A 6,600-nucleotide genomic window follows, 5' to 3' on the forward strand; every position below is an offset into this window, starting at 1 on the left:
TTGCTCGCTGACCTGCCCACGCGCAGCAGTTGTACGGTGAGGTGCCAGCTTCTCATGCCTCACCACCGTGCGGAGCGATGGCCATGAGCAGGCCGTCCGTCAGGACCAAGTGCCGGTCGGCCCGATCCGCCACGGACTTGTCGTGCGTGACCACCAACAACGCGCAGCCCCAGCGGTCGGGCAAGGAGAAGAGAAGATCACAAACGCTGTCACGATTGCCTGTGTCCAGAGCGCCGGTGGGTTCGTCAGTCAGCAGGAGTGTGGGCCTGTTGATCAAGGCTCGGGCTAAGGCAGTTCGCTGCCGTTCTCCCCCTGAGAGCCTGCTGGTGGGTGTTTCACCGTGCGGGACCCCGAGCTCGGCCAGCAGGGATGTGGCTTGCGCGTATGCCTGGGTCCTGGACTGGCCCGAAAGTAGGGCAGCCAGGGCTACGTTTTCCACGGGGGAAAGCTCCGGTAGGAGCTCACCAGCCTGGAACACCACGCCGATGTGGTTGCGCCGGTGGCGGGCCAACGCCTGGCTGCGTAGCCGGGTAATGTCGACCCCCGCTACCCGGAGCCGTCCGGCGGTCGGTCTAACCAGACCAAGAGCACACATGAGCAGTGTGCTCTTGCCGCTTCCACTGGGTCCCGAGACCGCCACAGACTCCCCGCCCGCTAATTCGAGGTCGATCCCAGCCAGCAAGCTGCGGCCGGCGATCTCGTACTGCAGCCCTTCGGCCCGCAGGGCTGGGGCACCTATGGCGGTGGCCTTGGCGTTCGAGCCCCGCAGTTCAGTCTGAGAATTCTGAAAAATCACGTGCACCCGCTTCTTGAATGTGCATCGGGTCGGCCACGAATCGTGGCCGACCCGATATTTATCGCGATGGCGACGAGGCTACCGATTTACGATCCGGCAACCCAGCCGCTGCAGGTGTCGGAGGACCACTGCTCCTGCCGGCAGGCCCGGAGCTGCAGGACGGTACTGCTGCCGCTGGCCGATACGGTGGTACCGGAGCCGCTCTTGTTCCAGAGCGTAGAGTAAGAAGACGTGTCGCTGGTACGGAAGTACTGGCCGTAGGCCGAGCGACTATCCGCGCTAGTGTCCGATACATTCATCGTGGTGTTGCCGCTCGAGCTCGCGTAGGCGTACGAGCCTGTGGTCGATGCGCTGAGGGCGAAGGCCGGCGCACTTCCAATGACTGCACCCACCCCGAGGACCGCAACGGCGGTACGCATGGCTATCTTCTTCATTCCCATCCCCTGTCTCTATAAGTACGCTAATCACTCTGACGTTCAATAAGAAGACAATAATATTTGGCGGCTCCTGTGAACCGCTTATCTGGAATTTGGCTTGATCTCTTCGATTCGGGGGTGAACTGGCGCATAGTGATCCTGGAACATTCTGGACAAATGTTAAAATCGGGCATCAAGTAGGATGGGCTCATGGTCAGCGATGGATCACCCGAGCCCTGGCTTGCCTTCCAGTGCGACAGTGGCGCCAGGCCCACATTTCCTGCGGAGACTATGGGTGCATACATCCGATTTCAGTCGTACAAGAGGCTGGCCCAGTTCGGATCAATGAATGCCACACCAGCTCGAACCGCTCGATATGGGCTCATCCGGCCGCTCATCCCAGCCCAGAGCCCCAGGTCGTGAGGTGTGCCGGCGAGGACACCGCTCACGGTGCGGCGAACCGACTAGTGGCGGGCGTCTTTACAGCGGCTTTAATGCCCGAGCGGCGAGGATGGGGACGGTCAGCGTGGACCGCTGCGTGCATCCGCAGCCCGGCATCCGGGTTCGTCTCTCAAGGAGCCTGGGGAGTCGCGACGCGCTGACTCCGATGGAGCGGGCGCATAGCCTGCAGCAAAACGGCACTCAGAGAAGGGCACTGACCGTCATGGAGTTATGGCAGCACGGCGATCGGAGGACCGCACACTTGAGTGCTCATGGTTCGGCTCATACCAAACCCCTGGAAGGCGAGTCATGACCACTCCGCCAGCTACTGGAGTGTCCCCCGGTACCCCTGCTGACGGCCCGAATCAGGTGCCACCGCGGCCGCTGCGACCCCCGGGAGTCGGGGCGACTGCCCCGTTGGAACAGCCGCCGCGCCCGCCGAAGCTGCTGCCCCGCCCGGAGAGCTACACGCCCGGCGACGGCCTGCTCGCCTGGATGCCGTTCCGGCCCACCATCCGGATGCGGCTCACCCTGCTGTACGGCGGCATGTTCCTGATGGCCGGGGTGGTGCTGCTGATGCTGATGTACTTCTTCGTCCGGCAGGCCTTCCATGACGTCCAGCTCGGGGCCTTCGACTTCGGCCCCAACGGGGTCAGGCTCAACGGCCAGCCGATGACCTCCGAGCAGGCCAATCAGGTGCTCGCCCAGTACCAGGACGCCCGGGCCAACACCGCCCTGAACACCCTGCTGCGCAAGTCCCTCACGGTGCTGGTCTGCCTCGCCGTGATCGCCTTCATGGCCGGCTACACGATGGCAGGCCGGGTGCTCAGCCCGCTCGGCCGGATCACCCGCACCGCCCGCGAGGTGGCCAGCTCCGACCTGCACCGCCGGATCGAGCTGGACGGGCCGGACGACGAGCTCAAGGAGCTCGCCGACACCTTCGACGACATGCTGGACCGGCTGGACCGCTCCTTCGACTCCCAGCGGCGCTTCGTCGCCAACGCCTCGCACGAGCTGCGCACCCCGCTGGCGATCAACCGCACGCTGCTGGAGGTCCAGCTGTCCGACCCGGCGGCCTCCACCGACCTCCAGCAGCTCGGCAAGACCCTGCTGGCGACCAACGAGCGCAGCGAACAGCTGGTGGAGGGCCTGCTGCTGCTGGCCCGCAGTGACAACGAGCTGGTCGACCGCCGTCCGGTGGAGCTCTCCGAGGTCGCCACCCGCGCGCTGGAGCAGATCCGCCCGGAGGCGGCCCGCCGGGAGGTGGAGCTGCGCGCCTCGCTGGGGCCGACCACGGTGTCGGGCAACGGCGTGCTGCTGGAGCGGATCGCGCTGAACCTGATCCAGAACGCGGTGCGCTACAACCTGGCCGACGGCTGGGTGGAGATCTCGACCTCGGCCGCCCCCGGCGGGGGCGGGGAGCTCGTGGTGACCAACACCGGACCGGTCGTCCCCGGGTACGAGCTCGAGCACATCTTCGAGCCGTTCCGGCGGGTGAAGGGCGCGGACCGGACCCGCAGCGACAAGGGCGTCGGCCTCGGCCTCTCCATCGTCCGCTCGGTGGTCCGGGCACACGGTGGTGCCATCGAGGCCACTCCGCGCGCCGGTGGCGGCCTCACGATGCGGGTACGCATCCCCGGCGCCTGACCACCACCCCAATGCGGGAAGCCGCTGGAACGCAGGTTGGGTTCGCCGGTGGCTAGTGCTGCATCAGGCAACGTTCGCCCTGTAGTGACGCGTCGTCCGGATGTGATCTGGGCGGCGCGTTGTGCGTCATGCTGGGCCGGTGGCTGAGCGTGTGCGGGTCTGAGAAGCCGTTGTCTTTCCGAGAGCGACGGGTGCATTTGCGCTGGTCAGGTATAGGGCCGGTGTTTCGGCGGTAGGAACGGGGGGTCGTGTCGTCCCTACGTGGAGGAGCCGGATGCCGTCGGTGATGGGGTTGCTGGAGGAGCGAGAGCGGGCTGCCCGGCGGCGGGTGGAGGCCCAATGAACCGCCGCCTGCGCGAGGACGTCGACATTCTCCGCCGGGCCACGGTGAAGTCAATCGGTCAGCGCAACACCCGAGGTGGTAGAGGGTGTGGCGTATGGCAAGGATGGGTCGTCCGGGCATGTCGGACGCACAGAAGCGAGAGTTGTGGGACCGCTGGAAGGCAGGGGAGTGTATCAGTGAGATCTCCCGTGCCCTGGGCCGGCCTCCGGGGTCGATCTTCACGATCGTCAAGTCCAACGGCGGATACGTGCCGCCGGTCCGACTCCGTCGACCGGGCTCGCTGACCTTCACCGAGCGGGAGTCGATCTCCCGTGGCCTGGCTCGAGGCGACTCGCTTCGCGAGATCTCTCGTGCCCTGGGGCGTGCCGTATCGACCGTTAGCCGGGAGATCGCCCGCAACAAGGGGGCCAGGCACTACCGGGCCGTGGACGCCGAGGACCGGGCCTGGGACCGTGCCCGGCGCCCCAAACCCTGCCTCCTGGCCACCAATGATCCCCTTCGTGCCCTGGTCGCCGAGAAGCTGGCCGAGGACTGGTCGCCGCAGCAGATAGCCGGGCATCTGGCCAAGACCCAGCCGGCCGACGCTGGGATGCGGGTCAGTCACGAGAGCATCTACAAGTCCCTGTTCATGCAGGCGCGCAAGGTCCTCGCGAAGGAACTTCAGAAGCATCTGCGCTCGGGACGTCCGACCAGGCGGAACATCCACAACACCGTTACCGGGCAGTGGCGTTCACAGATCAAGGATGCGGTCCCCATCCACGAGCGCCCAGCTGAGGCGTGCGATCGCAGGGTGCCCGGACATTGGGAAGGCGACCTCGTGATGGGCAGCGGTGTCACCCAGGTCGCGACCCTCGTCGAGCGCACCACCCGCTTCACCATGCTGGTCCAGCTCGACGGACGCGACACGGCCACCGTCACCGCGAGAATCTCCGCTCAGATGCTGGACCTGCCCGCCCAGCTCAGGAAGTCACTGACCTGGGACCGCGGAATGGAGCTGGCTGCCCACAAGAGCGTCACCGCCGCAACCGGACTGGCCGTCTTCTTCGCCGACCCCCAGAGCCCATGGCAGCGCGGCACCAATGAGAACACCAATCGCCTTCTGCGCCAGTACCTGCCCAAGGGCACCGGAATGGGCCACCTCACCCAGGTCGACCTGGACACCATTGCCCTGCGGTTGACACCCGACCTCGGAGGACCCTCGACTTCGAGACACCGGCCGATAAACTGGAGGCCCTGTTGCGCTGACCGATTGACTTCACCGTGGCCCGGCGGAGAATGTCGACGTCCTCGCGCAGGCGGCGGTTCTCCTGCCGTAGCCGGGCCAGTTCCTCACGCTCGCCGCTCGTTAGGCCGTCGCGTTCGCCGGCGTCGACCTCGGCCTGCTTGATCCAGTCGCGCACCGCGGTCTCGGTCAGGTCGAAGTCCTTGGCCACCTGACCGACCGAGCGGTCCCCGCGTCGGCACAGCTCGACGATCTCGGACTTGAACTCCGGCGTGAACGAGCGGCGAGGGCGCGGCTTCTTCTTCCCCATGCTCTCCATGATGGACATCATCCTTCCGGGGCCGAAGCCCCTGATCTCAGGTGTCCGTCAAAGCGGATCAAGCCCAGGACAGCGAAGTTGGACTGATCTTGTGACTCGGGCGGGGTTGCATGGTCACTTGGCCCAGCCGACCTTGATGGCGCTCTCCGCACTTGGCTCTGACCCGATCGGCGTGAACGCTCCTGTAGGTTCTTCCGGGCGCGTGCGGGCGCGCCATCGGCGGAGGAATAGAGGGAGTGACCGTGGCTGACGAACGGCTTGATGCCGAGTGGCTTCGGAGTTGGTGTGAGCAGACGAGTGCGGCGCTCGCGAAGTTGATCGAGTCATTCCAGGCGCGGTTTGGCTTCGAGCCGGGAAGCAACGTGGTCTTGCATGCTTCGGACAGGAGCCATCGGGCCACCGACGCACTCGTGGAGCTGACCCCGATTCCCTCGGATCTGACCACGATGTACTGGGTGATCGACGAGGTCTCCTTGCCCGATGTGGAGAACGGCTGCTTCGTCCACCCGGCCTCGCTGGTCGCGGACCACTTCCGCGAGTACGGGGCCATCCAAATCGACGGAGAAGAGCCCGCTCTGGTATTTGCCAGCGACGGGGGCGGGCATCTGTTCGCGCTGGCGGGCTCTGGGCGGGTCTGGAGGTCGACCACCGCCTCCTGGTTCGATCAGTTCGATCTCGCCGCGGCCAGTCTTCAAGAGTTCTTCGAGGGGCTCTTTCGACAGATCAGCGGACAGCTCTGACGGCTGGTCAAACGGCGAGCTGGCTAGCAGCGTCATCAGCCTGCGGAAGTCTCGCGGGCTCAGCCCGGTGAACGGAGCTATCAGGGACGGCTCCGACTCCGTGATCACACCAGCCATGCCAAGATCATTCCACGGCTTCAGGGTCCTCCTGCGCGTAGGCCGCCCGGCAGCATTGGACCTGCTCTGTGACCTGATCCATGAACCAGCGCATGATCTCGTAGGGGATGACGTGCTCGTCATGGCTGTGGATGTGGATGGTCGGTTCCAGAGTCGGATCCTCGTCGGGGACGAACGCCGCCAGAAAGCCAACCCCGTGCGTATGCGTCGGTCTACCGGGGATCTCTGCCCACGATGCCGGCGCTGGCACGGCCTCGCTCAGCTCCAGGGTCCAGGCGTCGTCAGGTCCCGCGTAGAAGGACAGGATGGCGTAGTGACGGCCCGCGTGTTCTCTCAGCTCTGCTGGCATGTCCGCAGGCTGCCATAGCCGTCGAGCCGAAGTCGCGCGGATATCCGGCCGAGGACCCCGCCCCTCGGAGCCTCAGCCACGCGGTTCAACCAGCGGTCACGGGACAACCCTTAGACGCCGCTGTAGTGGTTCCGGCTCAGGGTTCGGCGTGCCTGGCGGGACAGGGGCCGAGGTGGGAGTTGTGATCGTTCGCGAAGCTCTGCTCTCCAG

4 protein-coding genes and 3 pseudogenes are annotated in these 6,600 nt (G+C 65.8%); 3 read left to right on the forward strand and 4 right to left on the reverse strand.

What is annotated here, in order from left to right; translation table 11 throughout:
* Positions 1–52 precede the first annotated feature (52 nt).
* A complete protein-coding gene (locus ACFUK0_RS31995) occupies positions 53–724 on the reverse strand; it encodes an ABC transporter ATP-binding protein (protein ID WP_380256001.1) in 672 nt (223 codons plus the stop codon).
* Between the two features lie 1,238 nt (positions 725–1,962).
* Between ACFUK0_RS31995 and ACFUK0_RS32000 the strand changes: the two genes are divergently transcribed.
* Positions 1,963–3,300 (forward strand): sensor histidine kinase, encoded by a 1,338-nt coding sequence (locus ACFUK0_RS32000; RefSeq protein ID WP_380255990.1) that lies wholly within the window; start codon positions 1,963–1,965, stop codon positions 3,298–3,300.
* 437 nt (positions 3,301–3,737) lie between these two features.
* Positions 3,738–4,888 (forward strand): annotated as a pseudogene (locus tag ACFUK0_RS32005) (IS30 family transposase).
* 101 nt (positions 4,889–4,989) lie between these two features.
* Here ACFUK0_RS32005 and ACFUK0_RS32010 read toward each other — a convergent pair.
* A pseudogene (locus ACFUK0_RS32010) lies at positions 4,990–5,196 on the reverse strand (transposase); the annotation flags it as partial.
* Between the two features lie 230 nt (positions 5,197–5,426).
* On the opposite strand from ACFUK0_RS32010, the gene ACFUK0_RS32015 reads away from it, so the two are divergent.
* On the forward strand, positions 5,427–5,924 hold the full coding sequence (locus tag ACFUK0_RS32015) for a hypothetical protein (RefSeq protein ID WP_380255992.1): 498 nt from the start codon (positions 5,427–5,429) through the stop codon (positions 5,922–5,924).
* Between the two features lie 24 nt (positions 5,925–5,948).
* On the opposite strand, the pseudogene ACFUK0_RS32020 reads toward ACFUK0_RS32015, so the two are convergent.
* A pseudogene (locus ACFUK0_RS32020) lies at positions 5,949–6,041 on the reverse strand (IS5/IS1182 family transposase); the annotation flags it as partial.
* A 7-nt stretch (positions 6,042–6,048) separates the two neighbouring features.
* Positions 6,049–6,390: a hypothetical protein gene (locus ACFUK0_RS32025; RefSeq protein ID WP_380255994.1), complete on the reverse strand. Its 342-nt coding sequence runs from the start codon at positions 6,388–6,390 to the stop codon at positions 6,049–6,051.
* Positions 6,391–6,600: the final 210 nt, after the last annotated feature.

Origin of the sequence: Kitasatospora sp. NPDC057223, from assembly GCF_042669755.1 — a bacterium.
Classification (GTDB): domain Bacteria; phylum Actinomycetota; class Actinomycetes; order Streptomycetales; family Streptomycetaceae; genus Kitasatospora.